The organism is Streptomyces sp. NPDC007157 (genome assembly GCF_040634235.1).
Lineage (GTDB): Bacteria > Actinomycetota > Actinomycetes > Streptomycetales > Streptomycetaceae > Streptomyces.
Window position 1 is genome coordinate 104,706 of the sequence record NZ_JBEYFE010000002.1, and the last position, 25,208, is coordinate 129,913.

The following is a 25,208-nucleotide window of genomic DNA, read 5'->3' on the forward strand; positions in this document are numbered from 1 at the left end:
TTGCTCACAGGATCCCCCCGTCAGCCGCGCGCCCGGCGGGCCATCTCGTGCAGCACCGCGGAGGTGGGCACGGGCGCCTGCCGGACGCCGGTCAGTGTCTGGTTGAGGTACGTGGCCCGGTCGGCGGTGGCCGTGACGAACTCGGCGGAGTCGCCCTGGGGCCGGAAGCCGTGCTTCACAGCGAGCTTGCGCAGGGTCGGATCGGTGCTGAGGAGTTCGCCGAGCTCCCGGCCGGCGTCGTCCATCGGCACGATCGTGTGGTCGCTGTTGACCGTGGTGTCCGGGTAGAGGACCACCAGGTCGTCGGCGCCGTGCTGTTCGGCGAGCAGCGAGACGACCTGCGACTCGTAGAGGCACACCAGCGGGTTGCCGGCACCGCTGATGAAGTCCCGGAAGACCGAGTCGCTGCTGGGCTGCTGGGCGCCCTGGACGCTGACCAGCTTGTGCAGCAGGGGCGCGGTCCTCGCGACGGCGGCGTCGCTCGCCACGACCTGGCCGCCGTTGGCTACGTAGGAGGCGGCGGCGAGGTAGAGGGCGCCGGAGTTGGAGGTCTCCGGGTCGGTGCTGGTGATGTACAGCGTCCCGGTCAGCTCGCCGTGCGCCTTGGCCCCCTTGAGCTGCTGCCAGGTCCGGTCGTGCCGGGCGGCGTCCAGGTAGGCGGCCATCTTCAGGGTGCCCTTGCCCTTGCCGTCGAGCACGGCGAGGCCGTTCGCGGCCAGTACGTCGGCGGCGCTGCGGTGGGCCACCACCACGAGGGGCGAGTAGAAGGGCCGGGGGAGGGGCTGGCGGGCGTGGTACTTCGCGGCCAGCTGGTCGGCGGGTGCCGAGCTGGACGGGAACGCGAAGTCATAGCCCTTCAGGTCCAGGCCGTCCATGGCCCAGGACCCCGACGCCTCCGTCTTCACGGTGTAGCCCTTGGCGGCGAGGGCCTTCACCACATCGGGATCGGCGAAGAAGTCCGACTTCTCCGAACCGATCACACCACGCACGGTCTTCGTTGCCGTGCCCTTGTCGTCCCCTTGCCGGCCTGCGACGACGGCAGCCACCACGCCACCGATCAGCAGCACCGCCAGGACGATTCCCGCGATACGTCTCACGCCGGGGAGCGTGCTCGCGGAACTCCACATTCCAGGGCGCTCAGGGTGAACGGGGCGTGAAGTGGACGTCCCGGATTACAACGGGGGGACGAGGGCCGATCAGGGGTGCGGTGGGGCAGCCGGTGGCGGGGGTGGCGGCACGAGGCCGGGGGCAGCCGGTGGCGGGGGTGGTGGCAACCCGGTCCGCGCGGGTTCGGGTGCGCGCGGACCGGGGCCGTTCGGGGGAGTGGCGGATCGGCCGGTCAGGCCGTCGCGGTGAGGTTCGCCGCCGCGTGGGCGTCCATGCGTTCCGCCGCGAGGATCGCCGCCGCGGTGTCCGCCCGGGACGCCGCGACCACCAGCGCGCGGCCGGCCAGCGCGTGGGCGCGCTCGTGCAGGGGTGCCGGCTGCCCCACCGCGGCCGGCGACGCGCGGACCGGCGTACGTCCGCCCCGCAGCCGGGTCACCTGCTCCGCCAGCCGGGTCGCGGCGGCGTCGAGGTCGGTGGACGGCGTGAGGCCGCGCAGCTCGTCGGTGACGGCGAGCAGCGCCGCGAGATGTCCCGCGAGCTGGATGTCCAGCTCCTCCTCGCGCGTCCGGTGGGGGAAGTCGGAAGGCGCGCCGGCCATCGTGCTGTGGACCGACTTGGTGCGGATCGCTTCGTACATGGGAGATGGCCTCCTGTGCTGTCAGGAAGCCATCCTACCTTGGATCTCGTCTAAAGTTGACCCGGTTCACGGTGCGTGGTCCGGCGGCCACGACGGGCCCCCGGCCGCCCCCGGCTACGGCTGCCCGTAGCCGTCCAGGAACCGGCCGATCCGGCCGATCGCGTCCCGCAGGTCGCCCACCGACGGCAGGGTCACCACCCGGAAGTGATCCGGCTCCGGCCAGTTGAAGCCGGTGCCCTGGACGACCATGATCTTCTCCTGCCGCAGCAGGTCAAGGACCATCTGCCGGTCGTCCTTGATCTTGAAGACCTGGGGGTCGAGGCGCGGGAAGAGATACAGGGCGCCCTTGGGCCGCACGCAGGTCACGCCCGGGATCTGGGTGAGCAGCTCGTACGCCGTGTCCACCTGCTCCTTCAGGCGCCCGCCCGGCAGTACCAGCTCGTTGATCGACTGGCGTCCGCTGAGCGCGGCCACGACCCCGTGCTGGCCGGGCATGTTCGCGCACAGCCGCATGTTCGCCAGGATCGTCAGGCCCTCGATGTAGGAGTCGGCGTGTGCGCGGGGGCCGGAGATGGCCATCCAGCCCACCCGGTAACCGGCCACCCGATAGGCCTTGGACATGCCGTTGAAGGTGAGCGTGAGCAGGTCCGGGGCGACGGCGGCGGTCGGGGTGTGCGTGGCGTCGTCGTAGAGGATCTTGTCGTAGATCTCGTCCGAGCAGACCAGGAGGTTGTGGCGGCGGGCGATGTCGGTCAGCCCGCGCAGCATCGCCTCGTCGTACACCGCGCCCGTCGGGTTGTTCGGGTTGATGATGACGATCGCCTTGGTGCGGTCGGTGACCCTGCGCTCGACGTCGGCGAGGTCGGGCATCCAGTCCGACTGCTCGTCGCAGCGGTAGTGGACCGCGGTGCCGCCGGAGAGGGAGACGGCCGCCGTCCACAGGGGGTAGTCCGGCGCCGGGACGAGGACCTCGTCGCCGTCGTCCAGCAGGCCCTGCATCGCCATCACGATCAGCTCGGAGACGCCGTTGCCGATGAAGACGTGCTCGACGTCGGTCTCGATGCCGATGGTCTGGTTGTGCATGACGACCGCGCGCCGGGCGGCCAGCAGGCCCTTCGCGTCGCCGTAGCCGTGCGCCGAGGAGACGTTGCGGAGGATGTCCTCCAGGATCTCCGGCGGGCAGTCGAAGCCGAAGGCGGCCGGGTTTCCGGTGTTGAGCTTGAGGATGCGGTGTCCCGCCGCCTCTAGCCGCATCGCCTCTTCGAGAACCGGGCCCCGGATCTCGTAACAGACGTTGGCGAGCTTGGTCGACTGGATCACCTGCATGCCGGTGAGCTTACGGTGCGGTAACGCTCGTCGCGCCGTGTTTCCCACCACGTGAGACACGGAAAGTTCCGGCGGTTTGGCCTGTTATCGCCGGTAGCTGTCTCATCGGCCCCTTCCCTCCTAGAATCCGCGTCCATGCCGAGACCTGTCGAGGACGAGACCGGGGCGCCCAGCGTCTACCAACCGCAGGGGGGCGGACCGGCCCCTGTGTACGAGGAGTACCGGGACCCGGCGTCCGCACACGGCTGGCTCAACGCGTACGACGAGACACGCGAGTTGCCCCGGATCACGTCCGCCGCGCCCGCCGTACCGGCACCCGCGTCGGCACCGGTACCGGCGGAGGGCCGGGCGCAGCGGCGGCGGTCGGCCCGCGACGCGGAGGGCCGGCGTTCGAGACGCAGGGCGGTCGCCGCGGGCGCGGCGGGCGCCGCGTCCGTGGCCGCGCTGGTCGCCGGGTTCGCCCTCTCCTCCTCGTCGGACGGCACTCAGGACGGCCGGAGCCGTACGGAGCGGACGGCCGGTGAGTCCTCGTCGCGCCCGCCGCAGGCCGCCCCGAGCAGCGCGTCCGTCACCGCCACGCCGGCCGTACCAGCGGCAGGGGGTGTGCCCCCCACCCGGGCGGCCTCGTCCGAGAGTGTCCGGCCGTCCACCCTCGCGTCCACCACCGCGTCCGCGCCGCCCGCCGGCGCCTCGCCGAGCACAGGCCCGACCGCCGGCGCGAGCGCGACACCCTCACCGACCGCCACCACCGAGGCACCGACCGAGACCCCCACGTACGGGGGACACGGCTGGGGGCACGGGCGGGGCGGCGGCGGCCGGTCGCACTAGGGGGGCGAGCCTCGCGAGCCGTGGGGCCGTCTGCGGCTCAAGTAGTCCCGCGGCTGGGTAGGTTGGCCCTTCACCGGACCGGAGAGGGCGCATGGAATTCTCGCTGCTCAACGACGAGCCCGTGGCCGGGCCGGAGGCCGATCCGCTCGACACCGGGCGGGCCGCCCGGCAGCTGGCCAAGCTCCTCCACGACTCCCGGTCCGCGACCCCGCTGACGCTCGCCGTGGACGCCGGCTGGGGCATGGGCAAGAGCAGCCTGATGCGGCTGGTCGAGACGGAACTGCGGCTGAGCATGAGTCCTGGCAACAGGACTCACTCCCGCTCAGTCTCCAGGAACGGTCCGTTCTCGTCCGGCTGGAGGAGGAGCTGCCCACCGCGTTCCCGGAACTGGCGCGCGACCACGGCTTCGTCCACCTGATCGAGGAGTGGATGCGGCTGCCGCAGGCGGGCGAACTGGCCGGGCGGTTGCAGCAGCGCGGAGTGGTGCCGGTGGCCGTCCGGGCCGACGAGGACCTGCCCGACGTCGCGGGCGGGGAGCGGGACGAGTACCGGGGCATCGGCATCCTGTGGGTCGACGACCGCCCGGAGAACAACACGCACCAGGTGAACCACCTGCGGGCGCACGGGGCGGAGGTGCTGCTCGCCCCGAGCGGTCCCACGGCCGAGCGGATTCTCGTCGACGCCGCCTGTGCGGAAATCCGCCAACGCCGGTCCTGAAATCACTCCTTGCCCCACCACCCCCCTCCCCTCACAATGCACATGACAAAACAAGTGGCGGCCGGAAGATCTCCGGTCGCCTTGTCGTCAAGAGGGGACCCCCACATGAACAAGCCTCTCGTCGCCGCGCTCGCCTCCCTGGCCATCACCGGGATCGGCGTGGCACCGGCGGTCGCCGCGCCCGCGGCCAAGGCCGACGCGCGGCCCAAGGCGGCCGCCGCGGTGACCGTCAACTTCGCCGGCACCGTCTCGCTCAGCAACTGTTCCGGCTCCGTCATCCGCTTCCCGAACTCCGCGGACACCGACCCGGCGCTGGTGCTCACCAACGGCCACTGCCTGGAGACCGGCTTCCCCGAGCCCGGCGAGGTCATCACCGGGCAGTCCTCCAGCCGTACCTTCGGCCTGCTGAACTCCGCCGGCACCAAGGTCGCCACGCTCCGCGCCAACCAGGTCGTCTACTCGACGATGACCGACACGGACGTCACGATCTACCGCACCACCACGACGTACGCGGCGATCAAGAGCTCCTACGGCATCAGCCCGCTCACCGTCAGCAGCACGCACCCCGTCGCCGGCACCGCCATCAAGGTCGTCTCCGGCTACTGGAAGACGATCTACAGCTGCAACATCGACGGGTTCGTGTACCGGCTGAAGGAGGGCGACTGGACCTGGAAGGACTCGGTCCGTTACACCTCCGCGTGCAACACGATCGGCGGGACCTCGGGCTCGCCGGTGATCGACACCAGCACGGGGCAGGTCGTCGCCGTCAACAACACCGGCAACGAGGACGGGGAGCGGTGCACCGTGGACAACCCGTGCGAGGTGGACGCGAGCGGGAACGTCACGGTGCGGCAGGGGATCAACTACGCGGAGGAGACGTACATCATTCCGGCGTGCTTCACGACGGGGAACGTCCTGAACCTGAGTGCGAGTGGCTGCACCCTGCCCAAGCCGTAGGGGGTGGCGGGATGCGTTACGGCTCGCGTCGGATCGCGCGTCCCGCCAGTTCGTCCGTCCTGTGGCCGTCCTCCATCACGAAGCGGCCGTTGATCAGGACGTACGGGATGCCCGTCGGGAGTCTGCGCGGGTTCTCGAACGTCGAGCCCGCCGCCACCGTTTCCGGGTCGAAGAGGACGGCGTCGGCCCGGTACCCCTCGCGGATCAGGCCGCGGTCCGGCAGGCGCAGCCGGGCCGCGGGGCGGCCGGTGAGGTGGGCGACGCACTCCTCCAGGGAGAGGACGCCCAACTCCCGTACGTAGTGGCCGAGGTAGTGCGGGAACGTGCCGTACGCCCGGGGGTGCGGCTTGGTGCCCTGGAGGATGCCGTCCGAGCCGCCGGTGTGGACGCGGTGGCGCATGATCGCGCGGACGTTCTCCTCGTGGCCGACGTGCTGGAGGATGGACGGGGCCAACCGGTCCGCCAGCAGCAGATGGCGGGCCGTCGTCCACGGGGCCTCGCCGCGCAGCCGCGCCGACTCCGCCATCGTACGGCCGACGAAGTCCGCCAGCGCCGGGTCGGCCACGCCGGAGATCTCGATCGCGTCCCACTCGATGGGGACGCCGTGGCAGCCGTCGGAGCCGAGGGACTCGAGGTGGTGGCGGATGCGCTCGGCCGTGTCCCCGTCCGCCAGCCTGGCCAGGACCGCGTCCGGGCCGCCCTCGTTCGCCCAGCTCGGCAGCATCGCCGCGAGGGTCGTGCTGCCGGGCGTGTAGGGGTAGGTGTCGAGCGTGATGTCGGCGCCGGCCGCGAGGGCCTGGTCCAGCAACGACAGCAACTCGGGTGCCCGGCCCTTGTTCACGCCGAAGTTCATGGTGGCGTGGGCCAGGTGGAGGGAGCAGGCCGCCTCCCGGGACAGGGCCACCATCTCCGCGTACGCCTCCAGGGCGCCCGCCCCGTACGAGCGGTGGTGCGGGCAGTAGTAGCCGCCGTACGACGCCACCACCCGGCACAGCTCGGTCAGTTCGGCGTCCTCGGCGTACATGCCGGGGGTGTAGGTGAGGCCGGAGGACATGCCGACCGCGCCCTGTGCCATGCCCTCCGCCACCAGCCGGCGCATCCGGTCCAGCTCCGCCGGGGTGGCCTCGCGGTCCTCCCAGCCGACGGCCAGCGCGCGGACCGTGCCCTGGGGGATCAGATAGGCCGCGTTAACGGCGATGCCCCGGTCCAGGCGGTCCAGGTACTCGCCCACCGAGCGCCAGTCGAAGTCGATGTCGTCGCCGTGGCCGTTCCAGCCGGCGATGGCCCGGCGCACCTCGGCGAGGGTGCGGTCGTCGACCGGGGCGTACGACAGCCCGTCCTGGCCGAGGACCTCCAGGGTGACCCCCTGTGCGGCCTTGACGCTGTGGTCCGGGTCGCGCAGCAGGGCCAGGTCGCTGTGGGCGTGCATGTCGATGAAGCCGGGGGCGAGGACCAGACCCTCGGCGTCCAGCTCGCGCCTCGCGCGCGGGCGCTGGCAGCCCGCCGCCGCGGCCTCCTTGACGATGGTGACGATCCGGCCCCCGTCGATGACCACGTCCGCGCGGTAGCCGGGCGCCCCGCTGCCGTCGACCACGTCAGCGTCCCGGATGACGAGCTGATCCACGGCCCCTCCTAGAAGAACGTGCGGACGTAGTCCACGACCGTGCCGTCCGCCTCGGCCACCGGGATCAGCTGCCACTTGTCGAACGACGTGCACGGGTGCGAGAGGCCCAGACCCACCCAGTCCCCGACCTGGACGTCCGCCTCGGGGGTGGTGGCGAGCCAGGCGTGCTGGTCGGACAGGCCGGTGACCGACACCCCGGTCGCCGGGCGCTCGGTGCCGTCCCGGCGGATCACCTGCGCGAACGGGAGGTCCAGGTCGTAGGCCGCGTCCCGCTTGCCCGCGTTGGCGAAGGCCTGCTCGGCGGAGGGACGGGAGACGATCTGCGCCCAGAGCCGGAAGGCCGGCTCCAGGGCGCCCTCCTCGGGGACGCGGTTGAAGGGGGTGACCTCCCGGTAGCGGCCGTCGTCGTGCGAGACGTAGGCGCCGGACCGCAGCAGCTTCAGTACGGGGAGGGAGAGTGCGGGGATCTCGGCGAAGACGTCGGCGACCGCGTCGAACCAGGCGCTGCCACCCGCGCTGACGACGATCTCGTCGGTGCCGGCGAACCGTCCCGCCTTGTCGAAGTCGACGGCGAGCGCGACGAGTCGGCGCAGATAGGCGTGCACCCGGTCGGGGTCGGCCCGCGGGACCTCGCCCTCGTACCCGGCGACCCCGACCAGCCGCAGGGTTCCCGCCGCCCCGGCCACCGCGTCCGCGACCGCCGCGCACTCCGCCTCGGTACGGACGCCGGTACGGGCGCCCTCCCCGGCGGCCAGCTCCACGACGACGTCGACCGGCCGGGAGCTTCCCTTCAGCGCCGCGTCCATCAGCTCCACCCCGCGTACGGAGTCGACGTAACAGAGGAAGCGGAACTCCGCGTCGCGCTCCAGCTCGGCGGCGATCCAGCGCAGCGCCGGGGCGTCCACGAGCTCGTTCGCGAGGAAGATCCGCCGGGTGCCGAAGGCGCGGGCCACCCGTACCTGGTGCGGGACGGCGAGGGTGATGCCCCACGCCCCGTGCTCGACCTGGCGCCGGAAGAGCTGTGGGGCCATGGAGGTCTTGCCGTGCGGGGCGAAGGCGAGGCCGTGCCGCTCGGTGTACGTCTCCATGAGCGCGAGATTGTGCTCCAGGCGTTCGGCGGAGAGGGCCAGTACGGGCGTGGCGAAGCCGTCGGAGAACAGGTTGCGGCGCTGGGCGGTCAGCTCGCCGACGGTGAGGCCCTCGGCGTCGGGCGGGAGGCCCTTGAAACGGTGGTCGACGCGTTCCTCCGCGAGACGGGCGAGCGCGTCGGTGCCGGTGCCGAAGGACACGGAGCCTCCCTGATCAGGTGAGTTGCATTGTGTGCAACGTCCATTGCGTATATCGCTTACCGCTGTCTAACATCCACGCCAACGCCGGGTCAATGGAGCCCGCGGCGACCCTCCCCAACTCTCGGCTTCGCCAAGCCGGGGGGGGGGGGACCCCCATCGACGAGGAGCCACGACCATCGTGAAGGCCACGGACGCCGTTGACGCCGTTTGCGTCGTGGACGCCGTCGACGTCGTGGACGTCGTCGCGCTCGGCGAGTCCATGGTGACGTTCCTGCCCACGCGGCCGGGGCGCCTCGCGGACGTGCCGTCCTTCGACCGTGCGATCGGCGGCGCGGAGTCCAACGTGGCGTGTGCGCTGGCCGCGGCGGGACATTCGGTGCGGTGGGTCAGCCGGGTCGGCGCGGACGGGTTCGGCGACCATCTGACGGAGACGGTGGCTTCGTACGGCGTGGACGTCGCGTCCGTGGACCGTGATCCCGGGCGACCGACGGGGGTGTACTTCCGTACGGCAGGGGACCGGGCGACGGCCGCCCATGAGGTCGCGTACTACCGGGCGGGGTCGGCGGCGTCGGCGATGTCGGCGGCGACCGTGGACCTGGCCGCGGTGCGCGCGGCCCGGATCCTGCACCTGTCGGGCATCACGGCCGCGCTGTCGCCCGGGTGCCTGGACCTGCTGAGGGAGCTGACGGCTCCCGCCGAGGTGCGGCCGGTGGTGTCCTTCGACGTCAACTACCGGCGCGGGCTGTGGGGTTCGGGCGACGGGCCGGAGGTCCTGCTGGAGCTGGCGCGCCGGGCCGACATCGTGTTCGTGGGGGAGGACGAGGCGGAGGAGGCGTGGGGGGTGACGGGAGGCCCGGAGGCGGTTCGCGAGCTGCTGCCGGAGCCGGGCGTGCTGGTGGTGAAGCAGGGGGGAGCGGGGGCCGTGGCTTTCGTGTCGGGTGCGGGTGCGGGTGCGGGTGCGGGTGACGGTGTGGGTATGGGTGCGGGTGGGTGGGGGCTGGTCGCGCAGTTCCCCGCGCCCCTTACGGGGCGCTCCAGCCGTGGGCCATACAGCGGCGGGCAGTCGTGCCGCCGGGGCGACATCCTGCGAGCGCCGGCAAGCGAAACCCCCGCCCCCGCCGCCACCTTCGAACCCGCCCCCGCCGTGGACGTCGTCGCCCCCGTCGGTGCCGGTGACGCCTTCGCCGCCGGGTTTCTCTCCGGGACCCTGCGCGGACTGCCCCTGCGGCGCACACTGCGGCTCGGTCACCTCTACGCCGCCGCCGCCCTCACCACCCCCGCCGACCTCGCCGCGCCCCCCGCCCGCGACACCGCCGACCGGCTGACCGCCCTCGACGCCGACGCGTGGGAGAGACTTCGACTCGGCCCCGGCTGGACCGAAGCCGACGCGGCCGAAGAGGAGGTACGCACCCCATGAGCCAGACCGTCGACCGAGCGCTCAGCATCCTGCCGCTGCTCGCCGAGGGCCCCGCCGACCTCGGCCGGGTCGCCGAGCGCCTCGGCGTGCACAAGTCGACCGCGCTGCGGCTGCTGCGCACCCTCCACGAACACGGGCTGGTCTACCGCCAGTCCGACCAGCGCTACCGCCTCGGCGCCCGGCTCTTCGCGCTCGCCCAGGAGGCGATGGAGAACCTCGACGTCCGCGAGATCGCCCACCCCCACCTGGCCCGCCTCAACGAGGCCTGCGGGCACACCGTGCACCTCGCCGTGTTCGAGGAGGGCGAGGTCCTCTACATCGACAAGGTCGAGAGCCGCTACCCGGTGCGCATGTACTCGCGGATCGGCAAGCCGGTGGCCATCACCGTCGCCGCCGTCGCCAAGCTGCTCCTCGCCGACCTGCCCGAGCCCGAGCGGCGTGCCCTCGCCGACAAGCTCGACTACCCCATGTACACGGCCCGTTCGACACCGAACGCGGAGGCCTTCCGCAAGGAACTGGCCAAGGTGCGCGAACAGGGCTGGGCCACCGACCTCGGCGGCCACGAGGAGTCCATCAACTGCGTCGCGGCCCCCATCCGCGGCGCCGACGGCCGGGTCGTCGCCGCGATGTCGGTCTCCGCGCCCAACGTCGTCGTCACCGCCGACGAACTCCTCACCCTGCTCCCGCAGGTGCGCCGTACGGCGGACGCGATCAGCGGCGAGTACTCAGGCAGAACCCCGATCAAGGAAGCCGGCAACTGATGACCGAGAAGACCGCCCTCACCCCCACGACCCACACCACCCCGCCCGCCAAGTTCTCCCACGGCGTGCGGAAGGGCAACATCCTCCAGGTCGCCGGCCAGGTCGGTTTCCTGCCCGCCGAGGAGGGCAGGCCCCCGACCCCGGCCGGCCCCACGCTCCGCGCGCAGACCCTCCAGACCCTCGCCAACGTCAAGGCGATCCTGGAGGAGGGCGGCGCCTCCTGGGACGACGTGATGATGATCCGCGTCTATCTGACGGACGTGGACCACTTCGCCGAGATGAACGGCATCTACAACACCTACTTCGAGGAGCAGGGCCTCACCGCCCCGCCCGCCGCCCGCACCACCGTCTACGTCGGTCTGCCCGCAGGCCTCCTCATCGAGATCGACGCCCTCGCCGTCCTCGGCTGACGGGCCACCAGTTCCCGCACCCCGTACGTCTGTCACGGCACGGCCCCCGCACCGGGCGCCGTGCCGCGATCCCCCCTGCCCGAAAGCACCATGTACTTACGAAGAGGACCCCCACATGTCCCTACCGCTCGCCGCATCCGCCGCCACCGCCCCGGCCGCCCCACCCCACACCGGAGGACTGCTCCTCCTCCTCGACGGTACCGCCGGCCTGCTCACCGTCGCCGCCATCGGCATCGCCCTGCTGCTCCTCCTCATCATCAAGGCGCGCCTCCAGCCCTTCGTCGCCCTGCTCGCCGTCTCCATAACCGTCGGCCTGCTGGCCGGTCTCTCCGTCACCGAACTCTTCGGCACCGTCCAGCGTTCGGACGCCGTCTCCACCATCGAGTCCGGCATGGGCGGCATCCTCGGCCACGTCGCGATCATCATCGGCCTCGGCACCATGCTCGGTGCCATCCTCGAAGTCAGCGGCGGAGCGGAGGTGCTGGCCTCCCGGCTGCTCAACCTCTTCGGGGAGAAGCGGGCGCCGCTCGCCATGGGTCTCACCGGCCTCATCTTCGGCATCCCCGTCTTCTTCGACGTCGGCATCTTCGTCCTGGCCCCGCTCGTCTACGCGGCCGCCAAGCGCGGCGGCAAGTCGATCCTGCTCTACTGCCTCCCGCTGCTCGCCGGTCTGTCCATGACCCACGCCTTCCTGCCGCCGCACCCCGGCCCGGTGGCCGCCGCCGCCCTGCTCCACGTCGACCTCGGCTGGGTCATCCTCATGGGCGTCGTCTGCGGCATCCCGGCGGTGCTGGCCGCATGGGTGTACTCGGCCTGGATCGGGAGGCGGATCTTCGTCGCCGTACCGCAGGACATGGTCGAGGCGGCCGACGAGGCCAAGCAGGCCGTGCTGGCCGAGCAGCGGGTGGCCGGCGTCGAGCCGCAGGAGAAGCCCGTCGCGCTCGGCACGGTCCTCGCCATCATCGGTACGCCGCTGGTCCTGATCCTCGCCGCGACCTTCTCGTCCATCGCCCTGGACCCCTCCACCGGCCGCTCGGTGATCGAGTTCTTCGGTACGCCGATGGTGGCCCTGACCATCGCCCTGGTGCTCGCCTACTACCTGCTGGGCATCCGGCGCGGCTGGTCCCGCAAGTCCCTGGAGACGGTGTCCACCGCGTCCCTCAAGCCGGTCGGCAACATCCTGCTGGTGGTCGGTGCCGGCGGGATCTTCGGTGCCGTGCTGAAGGCCAGCGGGGTCGCCCAGGCCCTGTCCGACACCTTCAACGGCGTGGGCCTCCCGGTGATCGTCCTCTCCTACCTGATCTCCGTCGTGCTGCGGGTCGCGCAGGGCTCGGCGACGGTGGCGATCGTGACGACGGCGGGCATCGTCGCCCCGCTGCTGAGCGAGGGCCACCACTCCCAGGCCTTCGTCGCCCTCGTCATCATGGCCGTCTCGGCGGGTTCCATCTTCGCCTCGCACGTCAACGACGGCGGCTTCTGGATGGTCGCCAAGTACTTCGGCATCAGCGAGCGGGACACCCTGAAGACCTGGACCGTCCTGGAGACGGTGCTCTCGGTGGCCGGCTTCGCGGTGGCGGCCGTGCTCAGCGTCTTCGTGTAGGCGTCTGATAACGAAGTCGGGGCTGGCTGTCTCCGGCACAGGTTCTTGGACCATACTGCCCGCTGTGGAGCAGCGCATAGGAGCCAACAGCCAGCCCCTGGAAGGCGCCGGATTCGACCCGGCCTTCATCCCCGGGCTCACCTCGCCCGCGTCCGCCGAGCCGGAGGACGCGCAGGCGAAGGACGCGGAGGCGAAGGCCGCCGAGGCGGAAGAGGCCGAGGCCGTCGAGGACACGGCCGGACCGGCGTCCGCGACCCGGGCCGCGACCAAGTCGGCGACCAAGGCCGAGGACGAGGCCGCGGCGGACGCCGCCGAGGACGAGGAGGGCGACGAGGAGGAGACCGCCGACGGTCCCCTCTTCGAGGCCTCCGACCGGCGCGCCCGGATAGTGGCCGACCGCCAGGGCGTGCGCCTCAGTCTCGACGAGGAGAAGTGCGAGTTCCGCTGGGACGAGATCGGCGCGATCGAGACCGAGGCACCGCGCTTCGGGAAGCGCTTCACGATCACCGTCCACACGCCGGAGCGCCGCTGGTATCCCATCGAGATCGAGGCGACGTCCCGCTCCCGCTTCAAGGAGTGGGAGGACGACCTGGACGCGGTCCTGGACGCGTACTTCGAGGACGGCGAGAAAGAGGAAGACGCCCTGGAGACGGACGGCAAGGCCGCTGCCGAGGCCGAGGACAAGGCCGCGTCCGACGACAAGGCCGAGACCGAGGCCGAGGACAAGGTCCGCGACGAGAAGTAGCCCGGCACCGGCGGGCGGCCTCGGTCCCGTGGCCGCCTAGTCGCAGTACTGTGCTTCCTTCCCGATCGACCGGTACATGCAGTCCGCGTTCTCCAGCAGTTGGAACACCGCGTCCCGGTTCCGGGAGGTCTCCCGCTCGATCACCTCGTCGGGCGGATAGAACCCGCCCCCGGAACTGGACGTCGGGTACATCTCGAACGTGAAGTCGAAGATCTTCTGCGTACCCCACAGATAGTCGTCGATCGACCCGTCCGTGATGTACAGATCGCTGGACTGCTCCGGCGTGTAGCCGTTGCTGGCCGCCATCTTCCGCCCCACGGCCTTGAACGCGGCCGCGTCGTCCGCGGTCATCCCGGTGGCGGTGTCGGCCGTCGTGTACCCGTACGGCCACAGCACCAGTTCGCTGTACGTGTGGAAGTCGATCCCGGCCTTGATCTGCTGCTTCCCGCCGACGACCCGGCTGCGCACGAAGTCGGCGACGACCTTCACCTCGGGCGCCGACTCGGCGGAGGCACCCCGGTACGTCTCGGACGACGTCGAGCCCGACGACCCGCCGCAGCAGCCCCACCTGTGGTTCCAGTTCCGGTTCAGGTCCGTACCGACGTACGAGGAGCCGGAGTTGGGCTGCCGGTTCTTGCGCCACGAGCGGTACGAGCCGGTGGCGATGTCGTACTCGCCGCCGTCCGGGTTGAGGTCCGGCACGATCCAGATCTCCCGGCTGTTGACGATGTTCGTGATCCGGGAGTCGGAGCCGTACCCCGCGCCCAGCTCCCGCAGCAGATACAGCGCCATCTCCACCGTGAGGTGCTCGCGGGCGTGCTGGTGGAAGGTGAGGAGGACCTCGGGTTCGTTCTCGTCCGTCGCCACGTTGTCGCTGACCTTGATGGCGACGATGTCCCGGCCCTGGTACGACTTGCCGATCACCTGCCTGCTCATGATGGCGGGGTAGGCGGCGAGCCGCTGGCTGATCTCGGCGTTCGCCTCGGCGTAGTTGTGGTACTTCGAGTCGGCCGTCGGAAAGTCGAACAGGCGCAGCTCGTCGGCGGCGGTGGACCGGTCGGGGGCCGCGCCGAGGGGCGTGACGTCGTAGCCGAGGCGTTTCAGCGCGGCGATCTGCGGGGCGCGTCCGGAGACGACCACCGTCTCCTCGTCGGCCTCGTCCACGGTGACGCCGGTCTGCTGGATGGCCGCGCGGGTCACGGGGGTGGTGCTCTGGTGGATCTCGTACTGCCGGACGTCGTCGGCCGAGGGCGGCGACGGGCGCGCGCTGTCGGCGGACGCGTGGGTGGCCGTCGCCGACACGGGGGCCGCGAGGGCGAGGGCCAGCAGGGCGCCGAGCGCGGCGGTCCGGCCGCGGGCGCCGGAGCCGCGAATGCGAAGTCGCATGAAGTCTCCTGGGGGAGGTGGGGGTGGTTCAGTGCGACGTGCCTGTGCAGTTGTTGTGCGGAGGCTGTGCGAGTGTCGCTCATCGTCCAAGGAATGGCATGAACAGGTCAAGATGGTAAAACCGGCCCGCGGAAACCAGCCGCGCGAAACGGCCGCGCAGATTACGCCTCTACCCGCAACCACAGGCGGCCCCCACCGAAATACACCCGCCCGCGTGACGGCCATGTGCGTCTCCCCGGTCCGCCGGGAGACCGTGGACGGAGGGCCAGGAGGAGGGCTGGGTGATGATGAGCACCGGTACGAGCGCGCGCCCCGCCGCGGCCGAGGGCCATTTCGACCACCGGATGGCCGTGTTCGGCTCGGACGAAGCGTTCGTCGCCGCCGCCCTGCCCTTCCTCGCCGAGGGGCTCGCCGCCCCCGACGAGCCGCCGCCCGTCGCCATCGCCGCCCCCGGCCTGCTCGCCGCCCTGCGCGACGCGCTCGGCACCGACGCCAGGAACATCGGCTTCATCGACCACACCGACTGGTACACGGGCACGGCCGCCAACGCCGTGGCCCAGGGCGCCGGCTACCTCGCCGCGAACGCCGGTCCCGGCGGCCGTGCCCACCTGCTCATGGAGCCCGACTGGGCGGGCCGGGCCGGGCGTTCGGCGCGGGAGAGCACGGAGTGGATCCGCTACGAGTCCCTCGCCAACCTCCTGTTCGCCCCCTTCGCCACCACGGTCCTGTGCGCGTACGACAACCGGACGGCGGGCCCGGCGGTCGTCGACGCGGCGCGCCGCGCCCACCCGGGTACCGGGGTGTACGAGCAGCCGCCGGTACTGGTACGCGAACTGGACGCCGTACCGCTGCCCCCGCCGCCGCGGGCGGCGGTCGGTCTGTCCGGGCCGGAGGAGGTCCGCGCCTGGGCCGCCGGGCGCGGACTTCCGTCCGCGGAGGCCGAGGTGTTCACCCACGCCGTTGTCGCGGCGGCGGCCGCGCACGGGCCGGTGGTCGAGATCCTCGCCTGGGGCGACGCCCCGGCCTGTGTCTGCGAGCTGTGGCTGTGCCGGGCGGTGGCGGATCCGCTGGCCGGGTTCGTGCCGCCGGGGAGCGCGGAACCGGGGCCGGAGCAGGGACTGTGGTTCACGCGCCAGGTGTGTGCGTACGTCGATGTGCGGGACGGGGCGCCGGGGGACCGGGCGAGGATCCGCGTCCAGTACGCCTGAACGGTGTGGTTCGAGCTCGGTGCGTGCGGGTTCGAGTGGCTCCGCCGGGTGGGCCGCGACGGGGGGTGGTCGTCGCGGCCCACCCGCGGGTGCGGGTGGGTGGGGGCCGGTCGCGGCCCCTTGGGTGAGTTCACCCAAGGGGCGCTCACCGGTGATGGCTACGGCAGGCCGTGGACGTGGGCTCCCACCGAGTTGGACCACGCGTTGCCCGACGACGCGTCCCAGTTCGTCGACCAGGTCATCGCGCCGCGCAGGTCGGGGTAGGTCGTCGACGGCTTGAAGGAGCCGCAGTTGGTGGCCTTGGTCAGGCAGTCCAGGGCGTTGTTGACCACCGTCGGCGAGACGTAGCCGCTGCCCGCCGCGCTGGTCGACGCCGGCAGCCCGAGGCCCACCTGGGACGGCGACAGCCCGCCCTGCAGCTGGATGCAGGCCAGCGCGGTGAGGAAGTCCACCGAGCCCTGGCTGTACACCTTGCCGTCGCAGCCCAGCATGGAACCGCTGTTGTAGTACTGCATGTTGACGACCGTGAGGATGTCCTTGATGTTCAGGGCCGTCTGGAAGTACCCGTTGGACGTCGACTGCATGTCGATCGTCTGCGGCGCCATGGTGATGATGAGCGACGAGCCCGCCTTCGACGACAGCGAGCGCAGCGCCTGGCTCATGTAGGTGGCGTTGATGCCGTTCTCCAGGTCGATGTCGACGCCGTCGAAGCCGTACGTCTGCATCAGCGAATAGACGGAGTTGGCGAAGTTCGTCGCGGACGCCGAGTCGCTCACCGAGATCGTGCCGTTCTGGCCGCCGATGGAGACGATGACCTTCTTGCCGGCCGCCTGCTTGGCCTTGATGTCGGCCTTGAACTGGTCGACCGTGTACCCGCCGAGACCCGCCGAGTCGAGGGTGAAGCTGACCGCCCCCGGTGTGGTGGTCGCGTCCGCGAAGGCGACGGCGATGATGTCGTAGGAGGAGGGCACGTCGGAGATCTTCTGGACGGTCGCGCCGTTGTTGAAGTTCTGCCAGTAGCCCGTCACCGCGTGCTTGGGCAGCGTGCCGCCGCCGTTGCCGCCGGAGGCGGTCGTGGTCGCCGTCACCGCCGTCGACTTGGCGGACTCGCCCGCCGAGTTGGTCGCGGTGACCTGGAAGGAGTACGACGTCGAGGCGGCGAGCCCGGTGATCGTGGCCGAGGCGCCGGTGACCGCGGTGATCTTGGTGCCGTTGCGGTAGACGTTGTAGCCGGTCGCGCCCGACACCGCGCTCCAGGACAGGGACGCCGAGGACGACGTCGTACCGGAGACCGCGAGGCCGGTCGGGGTGGCCGGGACGGTCGGCGCCGGGTCGGAACCGCCGCCGCCGTCGGGGCCGTAGACCGAGACGTCGTCGGCGTAGTAGGCGGCCTGGCCGTACCAGCCGTGGGTCCAGACCGTGACCGAGGTGGTCGAGGAACCGGTGGTGAACGTCGTCGACAGCTGCGTCCAGGACGTGTTCGGGGTCCAGGTCGACACGTCCGTGGTGCCGGTGCCGGTCACACCCAGGTAGGTGTAGGAGCCCTGCACCCACGCGCTCAGTGTGTAGGTGGAGTTGGCCTTCACCGCCACCGTCTGGCTGCACTGGGCGTAGTCCTGCCCGGCCGGGGTCGCCTTGAGGGCGGCGGCGCCGGAGTGGACGGGGGAGGAGACGGTCGTACCGCTGCCGGCGGAGCAGGTCCAGTTGGCGAGGGCCGACTCGAAGCCGGCGTTCTTCACGTTGTTGACGTCGGCGGCGGAGGCCGGGGAGGAGGCCAGGCCCGCCATCGCGAGTGCGGTGGCGAGCGCGGCCACGGCCGACCAAATTCGGATACCTCGCTGTCCGGCATGCCGGGACACGAGTCGGGGGATGAGTCTGGGCATGACAATCAAGGTGGTCCAGACCAATTCACGTGTCAATAGGTCCAGACCAAATTCAAAGCCGCCGCTGACCGGATCAGACCCCGGTCATATGCTCAACCTGTCCCGATTTGAAGCCACTTGTGTGGTCACGGATCCCAGACAGCTGGACAAACGCTGTTCTCCGGTCACAGAGGCGTGGTTACAGTGCTGAGGTAGTCACGCAATGAAGTCGTCCCGGCCCATTGGAGTAACACCGGTGGGCCGCCGGGGTGTGAAGAGCGGGGAGCTGCGCGTGCCAACTGCCATTGCCGTGACCAGCGCCGACATGGCGCTGCCGGTGCAGGACGAGCGGACCATGCCCGCGGTCGTGCTCCGGGACCTGGACCAGCGGCCCCTCGACCAGACCCTCGCCGAGTTCGTGGCGCTCATCGAGCAGCACGGGCACGTGATCGTCGTCTGCTCCGCGGCCGTACCCGAAGCCGTGACCCGGCGCCTGCACACCCTGCGCTCCCTGCTGGAGAGCGACCGGATCGCCCTGTTCCGTCCCGACCTGCCGCCCCTCGGTATCGCCGTCCTGGCCCGGCAGTTGCGGCAGCTGGCCTCCTGCGACCTCAGCCCCGGCGTCCTCGCGTCGGCCGGCCGGCTGCTCACCCACTACATCCACTCCGGCGCGGTCCTCGGCTCGGTCGCCAAGCTGGACCGGGTCCCGGTCACCCTCAAGGCGCACGCCAAGTCCTGGATGCCCGGCACCCAGTTCGCGGTCGTCGCGCACCCCCAGCCGCAACTGGTCCGGGTCGGCCCGGACACGACCCTGGCCGGACCCGAGTTCAGCACCTGGATGCTGGTCGCCAGGGGACAGCTGCAGTCCGAGTGGATCGGCGGGCTCGCCAAGACCTGGGGCTCGTACGGCCTGCGCGAGACCCCGCTGCCGGCCGAGTCGTCCCGGTGGTGGGGGACCGGCCGGATGATCGAGTTCACCAGCTATCTCGCCGACCTGTCGGTCCTCTACCAACTGGTCACCTCGGTCCGGCGGACCAGCTGTCACTGGTGCGGCATCGACGTCATCGGCGACCGCTGTGTCTTCTGCTCCGCCACCCCGCCCGTCTACGACACCCCGGCGCACCGCGCGCTGGAACAGCGGACGCCCGCCTGACCCGTACACCCACCGCTCGGTTCCCCCACTTCCCCGCTTCCCCCGATGAGGTCGCACGGTCCATGAACTCCCGTCAGCGCCGCGGCGTGATACTCCTGATCCTGTCGGTGATCTGCGCGCTCGGCGCGTTCGCCGGCGTGCTCTCGGTCATCGACGACGCGAAGTCCGAGGTCGGCCCCAAGGTCGCCGCGTACAAGGTCCGGTCGGACGTCAAGCCGTACACGACGCTGAGCGCCGGCCAGTTCCAGAAGGTCGAGATGCCCAAGCGGTGGCTGTCCGCCAACGCCGTCACCAGCCTCACCGCGATCGAGGGAAAGATCGCGGTCACCACGCTGAAGAAGGGCTCGCTGCTCCAGACCGACATGATCGTCGACCAGCCCGCGCTGAAGGCCGGCGAGCAGGAGGTCGCGATCATGATCGACGCGGCCACCGGAGTCGCCGGCAAGATCACCCCGGGCTCGCTGGTCAACGTCTACGCCACCTTCCAGGGCAAGCAGCAGAGCGACCCCGACCAGTCGAAGATCATCGTGACCAACGCCCGGGTCCTGGACGTCGGCGCCCAGCTCAGCTACGTGGACCCGGACAACCGGAACCAGCAGCCCAGCGACGCCGTCCCCATCACCTTCGCGCTGTCCACGCTCGACGCCCAGCGCCTCACCTACGCGGAGTCCTTCGCCCAGCGGGTCCGGCTGGCCCTGGTCGCGCCCGGCACGACCACCACCGTGCCGGACAAGGACCGCACCTACGAACTCGCGACGGACAAGTGAGAGGCGCCTCGCATGCCCATCAGGATCCTCCCCGCCGTCGGTGACGCGGACGCCGTCCGTTCCCTGGTCTCCCTGCTCAGCCAGCTCCCGGACAGCGAACCGCTGCCGCCCGTCGTCGACTCCACCCAACTCGTCGACACCCTGGCCCGGTTCGCCGCCGAGTCCGTCGACGAACTCCCCGAGGTCGTCGTCGTCCACGAACGCATCGGCCCGGTCCCGGCCCTGGAACTGATCCGCGAGGTCGCCCTGCGCTTCCCGGCGGTCGGCGTCGTCCTCGTCACCACCGACACCAGCCCCGGCCTGTTCGCCGCCGCGATGGACTCCGGCGCCCGCGGCCTGGTCGGGCTCCCCATGAGCTACGAGGAGCTGGCCGGCCGCGTCCAGGCGGTCGCCCAGTGGTCCACGGGCGTACGGCGCCACCTCGGCCACGGCGCGGACGCGTTCGCCGGCGTCGGCGGGACCGTCGTCACCGTCAGCGGCGCCAAGGGCGGGACCGGCGCGACCCTGGTGGCGATCCAGATCGCCCTCGCCGCGCAGGCCTCCGGCCACTCCACCGCCCTGGTCGACCTCGACCTCCAGACCGGGGACGTCGCCTCCTACCTGGACGTCCAGTTCCGCCGCTCGGTCGCCGACCTGGCCGCGGTCAACGACATCTCGCCCCGCGTGATGGCCGAGGCCGTCTTCCGCCACGACTCCGGGCTCGCCCTGCTCCTCGCACCCGCCGAGGGCGAACGCGGCGAGGAGGTCACCGACCGGGCCGCCCGCCAGATCCTCAGCGCCCTGCGCTCCCGCTACGAGATCGTGGTCGTCGACTGCGGCGCCCAGCTCGGCGGGGCGGGCGCGGCCGCCGTGGAGACCGCCGACCTGGCACTCCTGGTGACCACGCCCGACGTGGTCGCCGTACGCGCAGCCAAGCGCACGGTGCGGATGTGGGACCGGCTGCAGATCCGCAAGGCCGAGGAGACGACGGTGGTCGTCAACCGGCACACCAGGGCCACGGAGATCCAGCCGGCCCTGATCCAGCGGATCACCGGCACGGCGCTGGCGGGGACCCCGATCCCCGCCAACTTCAAGGAGCTCCAGGGCGTGGTGGACGCCGGACGGGTCCACGAACTGGACGCCCGCAGCACGGTGAAGCAGGCGCTGTGGGCGCTGGCCGGGGAGTTGGGCCTGGTGCGTACGGCGGAGGGGACAGTGCCGCGGCGGGCGCGGGGCGCGGAGCGGCCGGCGGTGGGTTTCCGGCGGCGGAGGGAGCTGCCATGAAAGGCCGTCGGCCGGGTGCGGGCCGGTGGGGGCCGAGCGCGCCCACGCGGCGGAGCCGCATATGTCACAGCCCCGCGCCCCTTGGGCGCGCTTCAGCGAAGCGCGACTTTGAAGCGTCCCGCAAGGAAGCGCCCTGTAGAGGCGCGGGGAACTGCGCGACCAGCCCCCACGCACCCGCACCCGACCGACGGCTCACCGGCCCCGCACCCGACCGACGGCTCACCGGCCCCGCACCCGACCGCGGCCAGGTCACCATCGAACTCCTCGGCATGACGCCGATCATCATCCTCACCCTCGTACTCATGTGGCAGGCCGTCCTCGTCGGATACGCCTTCACCCTCGCCGGGAACGCCGCCGACGAAGGCGTACGCGCGGGCACGGCCGTCCCCCGGGGGGAACGGTTCGGCGTCTGCGAGCAGGCGGCGCTGGAGGACCTCTCCAGTGCCTGGCGGGAGGGCGCCACCGTGGACCGCTGCGGAGGCACCGGCATGGTCACCGCCGACGTCTCCCTGCGCGTCCCGGTGCTCTTCCCCGGCACCATCGACTTCCCCGTCACCGTGCACGGCCACGCCGGCACCGTGGAGGAGGTGACGCACTGATGCGCCACAACCTGCGCGACCGCGGTCAGGTCGCCGTCGAGTACCTCGGGTTCATCCCGGTCCTGCTCATCGTCGGGCTGGCCGGCATCCAGCTCGGCGCCGTCGCCTACGCCGCCGAGCAGGCCGGGACGGCGGCCCGGGCCGGGGCCCGGGCCGCCTCGCTGCGCGAGGACGTCGGCGCGGCCTGCGCCGGTGCGGTCAGCGGCGGGATCGACGTGAGCTGCGCCTCGTCCGGCGGCGGCGACTCGGTCACCGTGACCGCCACCGTCCACATCCCGAAGATCGTCTGGGAGCTGGGCAACGCCACCAAGTCCGCCACGATGCCCGTCGACCACTGAACGAGGAGCACGGCAACCATGAGCCTGCGGGCACGTATCAACTCCCCCGAGGAGCACGGCAGCCGGGGCGAGGACGGCCATCTGGTCTCCTCCTACCGGGCCAAGCTCCTGGAGGAGATCGACCTCGCGGAGATGAGCGCGCTGGCCGCCGCCGAGCGCCGGGCGCGCCTGGAACGCGTCCTCGGTCACATCATCAGCCGCGAGGGCCCGGTGCTGTCGACCGTCGAGCGTTCCCAGCTGATCCGCCGGGTCGTCGACGAGGCCCTCGGCCTCGGCATCCTGGAACCGCTGCTGGAAGACGCGTCGATCACGGAAATCATGGTGAACGGCCCCGACGCGATCTTCGTCGAGCGCGGTGGCCGGGTCGAGCAGCTGCCGCTGCGGTTCGCGTCCGCGGACCAGCTGATGCAGACCATCGAGCGGATCGTCTCCACGGTCAACCGCCGGGTGGACGAGTCGAATCCGATGGTCGACGCCCGGCTCCCCTCCGGCGAACGCGTCAACGTGATCATCCCGCCGCTCTCCCTGACCGGCCCCATCCTCACCATCCGCCGCTTCCCGCGCTCCTTCACCCTCCAGGAGCTGATCGGCTTCGGCTCGCTCGACGAGCACATGGTGTATCTGCTGGCCGGCCTGGTACAGGCGAAGTTCAACATCATCGTCTCCGGCGCCACCGGCACCGGCAAGACCACCCTGCTGAACGCCCTCTCCGGGCTGATCCCGGCGCACGAACGCATCATCACCATCGAGGACTCCGCCGAACTCCAGCTCCAGCAGTCGCACGTGGTCCGCCTGGAGTCCCGCCCGGCGAACGTCGAGGGCAAGGGCCAGGTCAGCATCCGTGACCTGGTCCGCAACTCGCTGCGGATGCGCCCCGACCGGATCGTGGTCGGCGAGGTCCGCGGCGGCGAGTCCCTGGACATGCTCCAGGCCATGTCCACCGGCCACGACGGCTCGCTCGCGACCGTCCACGCCAACAGCGCGGAGGACGCCCTGACCCGGCTCCAGACCCTGGCCTCCATGTCGGACGTCGAAGTCCCCTTCGTCGCCCTGCACGACCAGATCAACAGCGCGGTCGAGGTCATCGTCCAGCTGACCCGGTTCGTGGACGGCGCCCGCCGGATCACCGAGATCGCGGTGCTGGACAGCCACGGCAGCGAGCCGTACCGGCTGGCGACGGTGGCCCGCTTCGACGCCCGGCCCATGACCCACGACGGTCATGTCCACGGTGCCTTCCAGTACTTCCCGCTCCCGCGCCGCACCGCCGACCGCCTCTACATGGCGAGCCAGCCGATCCCGCAGGCCTTCGGCGTGGCCCAGCACTTCGACCAGCTCACCACCCGAGAAGCGAGGTAGGCCATGACCCTCCATGACCTCGTCACCCTCACCACCGGCATCACCCTGCTGACCTGTCTGCTGGCCGTGGTGGGCCTGCACACCTACGCCTCCGGCCGGGCCCAGCGCGCCGCCCTCGTGGACCGCCTCTCCTCCACCGGCCAGGCCCCGCTCACCGGCCGCCGGCGGCGCTTCCGCAACCTCGACCGGCGGCTGCGCGGCACGGGGATCGGCAGGCGGCTGGAACTCCGGCTGGCGGCGACGGGCCTGGACGTGACGCCCGGCGAGTTCTTCGCCTACATGCTCGCCGCCGTCGTCGCCCTCTGGCTCATCGGCCAGGCCGCCCTGGCCCCCTTCTTCGGGCCGATCGCCGGCCTCCTCGGGGTCTTCGCCGCCGTGCAGTTCCTCAACTGGCAGCGCCAGAAACGCATCGAGCGGTTCATCGCCCAACTCCCGGAACTCGCCCGCATCCTGGCCAACGCCACGCACGCCGGACTCGCCCTGCGCACCGCGATCGGCATGGCGGCGGAGGAGCTGGAGGCCCCGGCCGGTGAGGAACTCGGCAAGGTGGCCGACCAGTTGGCGATCGGCCACGCCATGGACGACGCCCTCGGTGAACTGGCCGACCGGCTCCCCTCCCGCGAACTGGTCGTCCTGGTCACGACGCTCGTCCTGTCCAACAGGGCGGGCGGCCAGGTCGTCTCCGCGCTGCGCAACCTCACCGAGACCCTGGAGGAGCGCAAGGAGACCCGCCGCGAGGTCCGCACCCAGCTCTCCCAGGTGACGATGACGTCGTACGCCGTCCCGGTGCTCGGCATCGGCGCCCTGTTCCTGATGAACGGGGTCAAGGGCGACACGCTGGACCGCATGACGGGCACCACCCTGGGCCAGGCGGCCGTGCTCATCGCCTTCGGCCTCTACGTCATCGGCTTCGTCCTCATCCGCCGCCTCAGCCGCATCGACGTATAGGGGGATGTGACCATGCCACTGCTCCTGGCCCTCCTGATGGCCCTCGGCGTCTGGGGCGTCTTCGCGGGCGTCCGCATGTACCGCGCGGACGCGAAACTCCCCTCCGACCTGGCGATCGCCCTGGAGGTGGGCGCCACCCGCACCGGCGCCGCCAACTCCCTCATCGACCGCATGGGCATGCGCTACGCCCCCGCCGTCCTGCGCCTGATGGGCCCGCGGCTGGTCGCCAAGTACCGCCGCAGGATCGACCTGGCGGGCAACCCCGGCGGCCTGACGATCGACCGCTACGCGGCCCGCCGCGCGGTCTACGGCGCACTGGGCGCCGTCGGCTTCCTGGTCTTCCTGCTCCGCGGCCAGTGGCTGATGGCCGTCCTGCTCCTCCTCTTCGGCGCGTTCTGGACGGAGGTCGGCATCTGGTCGGCGATCCGTATCCGCAAGGACGTCATCGAACGCACCCTGCCCGACTTCCTGGACGTCCTCGCGGTGGTGGTGAGCGCCGGCCTCGGATTCCGGCAGGCCCTGGACCGGGTCGCCTCGCACTACGAGGGCCCCTGGGCGGACGAACTCCGCATCACGCTCCGCCAGCTGGACCTGGGCATGAGCCGCCGCCAGGCCTTCGCGGAACTCCGCCGCCGCAACGACTCCGAACAGGTGGCGATGTTCGTCACGGCGCTCCAGCAGGGCGAGGAACTGGGCGCGCCGATCGTCGACACCCTGGTCGCCCTGGCCAAGGACATGCGCCGTACGGACGCCCAGAACGCCCGCCGCAAGGCGGCCCGGGCGGTGCCGAGGGCCACGCTGATGATCACCACGTTCATGGTCCCGGCCACGATGCTCCTGCTGGCCGCCGGCCTGCTGCTGGGCTCCGGGGTCGACTTCGGGTCGGTCACGGGGAAGTAGCCGAGGGAGG

25 protein-coding genes are annotated in these 25,208 nt (G+C 71.4%); 18 read left to right on the top strand and 7 right to left on the bottom strand.

The annotated features are described in order from the left end of the window. Positions 1–20 precede the first annotated feature (20 nt). From ABZ642_RS03385 to ABZ642_RS03395, 3 genes are all read right to left on the bottom strand, one after another. A complete protein-coding gene (locus tag ABZ642_RS03385; RefSeq protein WP_360476345.1) occupies positions 21–1,097 on the bottom strand; it encodes a substrate-binding domain-containing protein in 1,077 nt (358 codons plus the stop codon). A gap of 242 nt (positions 1,098–1,339) precedes the next feature. Then, a complete protein-coding gene (locus ABZ642_RS03390; protein WP_360476348.1) occupies positions 1,340–1,744 on the bottom strand; it encodes a hypothetical protein in 405 nt (134 codons plus the stop codon). Positions 1,745–1,858: 114 nt separating this feature from the next. Then, positions 1,859–3,070, bottom strand: a complete 1,212-nt coding sequence (locus tag ABZ642_RS03395; protein WP_360476351.1) for a pyridoxal phosphate-dependent aminotransferase — start codon at positions 3,068–3,070, stop codon at positions 1,859–1,861. Between the two features lie 135 nt (positions 3,071–3,205). Here ABZ642_RS03395 and ABZ642_RS03400 point away from each other — a divergent pair, with 135 nt between their 5' ends. The 4 genes from ABZ642_RS03400 (at position 3,206) to ABZ642_RS03415 (ending at position 5,572) form a co-directional block, all read left to right on the top strand. Beyond that, a complete protein-coding gene (locus tag ABZ642_RS03400; RefSeq protein WP_360476354.1) occupies positions 3,206–3,898 on the top strand; it encodes a hypothetical protein in 693 nt (230 codons plus the stop codon). A 91-nt stretch (positions 3,899–3,989) separates the two neighbouring features. Further along, a complete protein-coding gene (locus ABZ642_RS03405) occupies positions 3,990–4,316 on the top strand; it encodes a P-loop NTPase fold protein (protein WP_360476357.1) in 327 nt (108 codons plus the stop codon). An 11-nt stretch (positions 4,317–4,327) separates the two neighbouring features. Further along, a complete protein-coding gene (locus tag ABZ642_RS03410; protein WP_360476360.1) occupies positions 4,328–4,615 on the top strand; it encodes a hypothetical protein in 288 nt (95 codons plus the stop codon). Between the two features lie 105 nt (positions 4,616–4,720). Next, positions 4,721–5,572: a serine protease gene (locus tag ABZ642_RS03415; RefSeq protein WP_360476363.1), complete on the top strand. Its 852-nt coding sequence runs from the start codon at positions 4,721–4,723 to the stop codon at positions 5,570–5,572. A 16-nt stretch (positions 5,573–5,588) separates the two neighbouring features. On the opposite strand, the gene ABZ642_RS03420 is transcribed toward ABZ642_RS03415, so the two are convergent. Next, positions 5,589–7,196 carry a D-aminoacylase gene (locus tag ABZ642_RS03420; RefSeq protein WP_360476366.1) on the bottom strand — a complete coding sequence of 536 codons (1,608 nt, stop codon included), beginning with the start codon at positions 7,194–7,196 and terminating at the stop codon, positions 5,589–5,591. Between the two features lie 8 nt (positions 7,197–7,204). Next, the gene (locus ABZ642_RS03425; RefSeq protein ID WP_360476369.1) at positions 7,205–8,485 is read right to left on the bottom strand and encodes an amino acid deaminase; all 1,281 of its coding nucleotides are present in this window, start codon (positions 8,483–8,485) and stop codon (positions 7,205–7,207) included. Positions 8,486–8,717: 232 nt separating this feature from the next. Between ABZ642_RS03425 and ABZ642_RS03430 the strand changes: the two genes are divergently transcribed. From ABZ642_RS03430 to ABZ642_RS03450, 5 genes are all read left to right on the top strand, one after another. Continuing rightward, entirely contained in the window at positions 8,718–9,902 is a 1,185-nt protein-coding gene (locus tag ABZ642_RS03430) for a sugar kinase (RefSeq protein WP_360477572.1), read from the top strand. Next, positions 9,899–10,663, top strand: a complete 765-nt coding sequence (locus ABZ642_RS03435) for an IclR family transcriptional regulator (RefSeq protein WP_360476372.1) — start codon at positions 9,899–9,901, stop codon at positions 10,661–10,663. Before ABZ642_RS03430 ends, ABZ642_RS03435 begins: the two co-directional genes overlap by 4 nt. Beyond that, on the top strand, positions 10,663–11,073 hold the full coding sequence (locus ABZ642_RS03440) for a RidA family protein (RefSeq protein WP_360476375.1): 411 nt from the start codon (positions 10,663–10,665) through the stop codon (positions 11,071–11,073). Before ABZ642_RS03435 ends, ABZ642_RS03440 begins: the two co-directional genes overlap by 1 nt. Positions 11,074–11,188: 115 nt before the next feature. Further along, positions 11,189–12,673, top strand: a complete 1,485-nt coding sequence (locus tag ABZ642_RS03445; protein ID WP_360476378.1) for a gluconate:H+ symporter — start codon at positions 11,189–11,191, stop codon at positions 12,671–12,673. A 64-nt stretch (positions 12,674–12,737) separates the two neighbouring features. Then, positions 12,738–13,418 (top strand): hypothetical protein, encoded by a 681-nt coding sequence (locus tag ABZ642_RS03450; protein WP_360476380.1) that lies wholly within the window; start codon positions 12,738–12,740, stop codon positions 13,416–13,418. Between the two features lie 36 nt (positions 13,419–13,454). Here ABZ642_RS03450 and ABZ642_RS03455 read toward each other — a convergent pair whose 3' ends face one another. Continuing rightward, entirely contained in the window at positions 13,455–14,804 is a 1,350-nt protein-coding gene (locus tag ABZ642_RS03455; RefSeq protein WP_360476383.1) for a M14 family metallopeptidase, read from the bottom strand. A 284-nt stretch (positions 14,805–15,088) separates the two neighbouring features. On the opposite strand from ABZ642_RS03455, the gene ABZ642_RS03460 reads away from it, so the two are divergent. Further along, positions 15,089–16,012 carry an MEDS domain-containing protein gene (locus ABZ642_RS03460; protein WP_360477575.1) on the top strand — a complete coding sequence of 308 codons (924 nt, stop codon included), beginning with the start codon at positions 15,089–15,091 and terminating at the stop codon, positions 16,010–16,012. A gap of 158 nt (positions 16,013–16,170) precedes the next feature. On the opposite strand, the gene ABZ642_RS03465 is transcribed toward ABZ642_RS03460, so the two are convergent. Continuing rightward, positions 16,171–17,895: a glycoside hydrolase family 18 protein gene (locus ABZ642_RS03465; protein ID WP_360476386.1), complete on the bottom strand. Its 1,725-nt coding sequence runs from the start codon at positions 17,893–17,895 to the stop codon at positions 16,171–16,173. Between the two features lie 202 nt (positions 17,896–18,097). Between ABZ642_RS03465 and ABZ642_RS03470 the strand changes: the two genes are divergently transcribed. The 8 genes from ABZ642_RS03470 to ABZ642_RS03505 all read left to right on the top strand — a co-directional run bounded on the left by ABZ642_RS03470 (position 18,098) and on the right by ABZ642_RS03505 (position 25,198). After that, a complete protein-coding gene (locus ABZ642_RS03470; RefSeq protein ID WP_360476388.1) occupies positions 18,098–19,027 on the top strand; it encodes a hypothetical protein in 930 nt (309 codons plus the stop codon). 62 nt (positions 19,028–19,089) lie between these two features. Continuing rightward, the gene (cpaB, locus tag ABZ642_RS03475; protein WP_360476391.1) at positions 19,090–19,794 is read left to right on the top strand and encodes a Flp pilus assembly protein CpaB; all 705 of its coding nucleotides are present in this window, start codon (positions 19,090–19,092) and stop codon (positions 19,792–19,794) included. Positions 19,795–19,806: 12 nt separating this feature from the next. After that, positions 19,807–21,057, top strand: a complete 1,251-nt coding sequence (locus ABZ642_RS03480; RefSeq protein ID WP_360476394.1) for a P-loop NTPase — start codon at positions 19,807–19,809, stop codon at positions 21,055–21,057. Positions 21,058–21,326: 269 nt separating this feature from the next. Next, positions 21,327–21,656: a pilus assembly protein gene (locus tag ABZ642_RS03485; protein WP_360476397.1), complete on the top strand. Its 330-nt coding sequence runs from the start codon at positions 21,327–21,329 to the stop codon at positions 21,654–21,656. Further along, positions 21,656–21,994 carry a TadE/TadG family type IV pilus assembly protein gene (locus ABZ642_RS03490; RefSeq protein WP_360476400.1) on the top strand — a complete coding sequence of 113 codons (339 nt, stop codon included), beginning with the start codon at positions 21,656–21,658 and terminating at the stop codon, positions 21,992–21,994. Before ABZ642_RS03485 ends, ABZ642_RS03490 begins: the two co-directional genes overlap by 1 nt. 18 nt (positions 21,995–22,012) lie before the next feature. Beyond that, positions 22,013–23,350, top strand: coding sequence for a CpaF family protein (locus ABZ642_RS03495; protein WP_360476403.1), 1,338 nt, complete (start codon positions 22,013–22,015; stop codon positions 23,348–23,350). Positions 23,351–23,353: 3 nt separating this feature from the next. Continuing rightward, positions 23,354–24,298: a type II secretion system F family protein gene (locus ABZ642_RS03500; protein WP_360476406.1), complete on the top strand. Its 945-nt coding sequence runs from the start codon at positions 23,354–23,356 to the stop codon at positions 24,296–24,298. Positions 24,299–24,310: 12 nt separating this feature from the next. Next, positions 24,311–25,198 (top strand): DUF5936 domain-containing protein, encoded by an 888-nt coding sequence (locus ABZ642_RS03505; protein WP_360476408.1) that lies wholly within the window; start codon positions 24,311–24,313, stop codon positions 25,196–25,198. Positions 25,199–25,208: the final 10 nt, after the last annotated feature.

Coding starts and splice junctions, on each gene's coding strand:
- ABZ642_RS03390 (WP_360476348.1), bottom strand. CDS start 1,744: ATGTACGAAGCGATCCGCACCAAGTCGGTCCACAGCACGATGGCCGGC.
- ABZ642_RS03395 (WP_360476351.1), bottom strand. CDS start 3,070: ATGCAGGTGATCCAGTCGACCAAGCTCGCCAACGTCTGTTACGAGATC.
- ABZ642_RS03400 (WP_360476354.1), top strand. CDS start 3,206: ATGCCGAGACCTGTCGAGGACGAGACCGGGGCGCCCAGCGTCTACCAA.
- ABZ642_RS03405 (WP_360476357.1), top strand. CDS start 3,990: ATGGAATTCTCGCTGCTCAACGACGAGCCCGTGGCCGGGCCGGAGGCC.
- ABZ642_RS03410 (WP_360476360.1), top strand. CDS start 4,328: ATGCGGCTGCCGCAGGCGGGCGAACTGGCCGGGCGGTTGCAGCAGCGC.
- ABZ642_RS03415 (WP_360476363.1), top strand. CDS start 4,721: ATGAACAAGCCTCTCGTCGCCGCGCTCGCCTCCCTGGCCATCACCGGG.
- ABZ642_RS03435 (WP_360476372.1), top strand. CDS start 9,899: ATGAGCCAGACCGTCGACCGAGCGCTCAGCATCCTGCCGCTGCTCGCC.
- ABZ642_RS03440 (WP_360476375.1), top strand. CDS start 10,663: ATGACCGAGAAGACCGCCCTCACCCCCACGACCCACACCACCCCGCCC.
- ABZ642_RS03445 (WP_360476378.1), top strand. CDS start 11,189: ATGTCCCTACCGCTCGCCGCATCCGCCGCCACCGCCCCGGCCGCCCCA.
- ABZ642_RS03455 (WP_360476383.1), bottom strand. CDS start 14,804: ATGCGACTTCGCATTCGCGGCTCCGGCGCCCGCGGCCGGACCGCCGCG.
- ABZ642_RS03460 (WP_360477575.1), top strand. CDS start 15,089: ATGATGAGCACCGGTACGAGCGCGCGCCCCGCCGCGGCCGAGGGCCAT.
- ABZ642_RS03465 (WP_360476386.1), bottom strand. CDS start 17,895: ATGCCCAGACTCATCCCCCGACTCGTGTCCCGGCATGCCGGACAGCGA.
- ABZ642_RS03470 (WP_360476388.1), top strand. CDS start 18,098: ATGAAGTCGTCCCGGCCCATTGGAGTAACACCGGTGGGCCGCCGGGGT.
- cpaB (WP_360476391.1), top strand. CDS start 19,090: ATGAACTCCCGTCAGCGCCGCGGCGTGATACTCCTGATCCTGTCGGTG.
- ABZ642_RS03480 (WP_360476394.1), top strand. CDS start 19,807: ATGCCCATCAGGATCCTCCCCGCCGTCGGTGACGCGGACGCCGTCCGT.
- ABZ642_RS03485 (WP_360476397.1), top strand. CDS start 21,327: ATGACGCCGATCATCATCCTCACCCTCGTACTCATGTGGCAGGCCGTC.
- ABZ642_RS03490 (WP_360476400.1), top strand. CDS start 21,656: ATGCGCCACAACCTGCGCGACCGCGGTCAGGTCGCCGTCGAGTACCTC.
- ABZ642_RS03495 (WP_360476403.1), top strand. CDS start 22,013: ATGAGCCTGCGGGCACGTATCAACTCCCCCGAGGAGCACGGCAGCCGG.
- ABZ642_RS03500 (WP_360476406.1), top strand. CDS start 23,354: ATGACCCTCCATGACCTCGTCACCCTCACCACCGGCATCACCCTGCTG.
- ABZ642_RS03505 (WP_360476408.1), top strand. CDS start 24,311: ATGCCACTGCTCCTGGCCCTCCTGATGGCCCTCGGCGTCTGGGGCGTC.